At 73.1% G+C, this 357-nt stretch carries 1 pseudogene; it reads right to left on the bottom strand.

Annotated elements, in window-relative coordinates:
• Positions 1–199: 199 nt before the first annotated feature.
• A pseudogene (locus MKL01_RS12385) lies at positions 200–357 on the bottom strand (ABC transporter substrate-binding protein); the annotation flags it as partial.

The following is a 357-nucleotide window of genomic DNA, read 5'->3' as shown; positions in this document are numbered from 1 at the left end:
CGGCCTGGAGGTAGGCGAGGCTGCGGCGGCGTGGGGGAGCGGCCGCGACCGGCGATGCGACGGTCTCGGCGGGCCGGGGGAGGGCGAGGTCGTTCACCGGATCGCCCTCGACGGTGCCGCGGTCTGCCTCCCCCCTCTGCGGGGGAGGGAGACCGATCCCGCGCTTGCCCGAGATCGGTCGGCGCGGCGCGCATCCCGCTCACGCCGCGATGAACTCGTTCCACTTGCGCACCATGTACGTGTTCTCGTCCATCACGGCGTTCCAGCACGCGACCGACCGCATGAGCTGGTCGAACGAGCTGCCGTCCCGGGTTGCGCCGGCCTGCTCGATCCGGGACCCGTCCGTGGCGAGGCTGT

The organism is Methylobacterium sp. J-070, from assembly GCF_022829385.1.
In the GTDB taxonomy this organism is placed as follows: Bacteria; Pseudomonadota; Alphaproteobacteria; order Rhizobiales; family Beijerinckiaceae; genus Methylobacterium.
This window is presented reverse-complemented; position numbering and strand designations above follow the sequence as displayed.